Source organism: Pseudomonas sp. A-RE-22 (assembly GCF_019956035.1).
Lineage (GTDB): Bacteria > Pseudomonadota > Gammaproteobacteria > Pseudomonadales > Pseudomonadaceae > Aquipseudomonas > Aquipseudomonas brassicacearum.
The window spans coordinates 1-1,242 of the sequence record NZ_JAHBCZ010000095.1 but is presented as its reverse complement, the minus strand read 5'-3'; the positions used below and the strand labels follow the sequence as shown (position 1 = coordinate 1,242).

General features: G+C 61.8%; 1 protein-coding gene. It reads right to left on the bottom strand.

Translation table 11 applies throughout. The features are described 5' to 3' along the window. A partial coding sequence (locus KGA89_RS29580) for a ShlB/FhaC/HecB family hemolysin secretion/activation protein (protein WP_223473199.1) occupies nt 1-1,242 on the bottom strand: 1,242 nt, incomplete at both ends.

Here is a 1,242-nt window from a genome sequence, read left to right as displayed (position 1 = left end):
GCCACGAATCACGCCCTGGTCATAACCGAGGCTGGTGCCGTATTCGCCGAACACCGGGCGCAGCCACTCCAGCGTCACCGGGCGACTCCAGCGCAGGTCGTTGCGCCAGTAGCCGCCGCTGTCGCCGGACAACGACTGATCCTTGTAGCCACGAATCGACGCTTGGCCGCCCAGGCTCATGCGCTGGGGGCTGAACAACACGTCTTCGCTGCGCTGGCCGGTCATCAGGCTGCTGAAGCTGAAGGATTCGCCCCACGCCTGGAACGGTTGCAAGTAACTGGCGGTGGCGATGTATTTGCGGTAACGGGCATCCGGCAGCCCGGGGCCAGGGTCATGATCGCCCTGGGCATCGAGGGCACCGATGCCGTTCTGCAGGCCCAGGTCGAGGTTGACGAAGGCATTACCGATCCGCCGGCCATGGTTGATGCCGAACTGCGCCTCGCTGATGCGATTACTGCTTTCAGCGAGCTTGCTCTCTTCGATGAAGTTACTGGTGCGCAGGTACGAAAGGCCAGTGTTGAGAGAGGTCTTGCTCAGGGCATCACGGTGGATCACCCGCTCGACCCGCACCTGATGGTTCTGGCTGTCGCCGGTCTGCTTGAAGTTGAAACCGTTGGCCGGAATCTGCGAGCGGTATTCGCTCTGGCTGTAGGTGTAACTGACGTTCCACCAGCCAAACGGCAGGTTGTAATAGAGCATGGCGTTGCGGGAGGTGTGCTGGTGGTCGGTCATCGCGTCGTGACCACCGCGCAGCATCAACTGGTCGGCCAGGCCCAGCGGACTGTCCCACTCGAAACTGCTGCCCCACTGCTGCTCGCCCGTGCTGCGCTGGCCGTCGTTGCTGCGCGACAGTCCGGCGCGCCAAGGCTTTTTCGGTTCGTTGGTGACCCGCACCTCACTGCCACCGACATTCTGGCCGGGCGTCAGCTCCATTTTTGCCTGATTCGACGGCAGGCGATTGAGCTGATCGACCATCTGCTCGATCTCCCGCAGGTTGACCAATTCGCCGGTCACACCGGGAAAAGCCATCGTCAACTCGCGCTCCGACAGTTTGCTGTTCTCGGCACCCTTCAGGCCTTCGAGTCGTCCTTCCACCACCAACACGCTCAAATGCCCGCCGGACAGGTCCTGTTGCGGCAGATAGGCACGACTGGTGACCAGGCCTTTTTCGATGTAAAGGTCGGTGATGACTTTGAGCAGTTCGTTAAGCTGCGGCACGCCCAGGCATTGGCCGATGTAGGG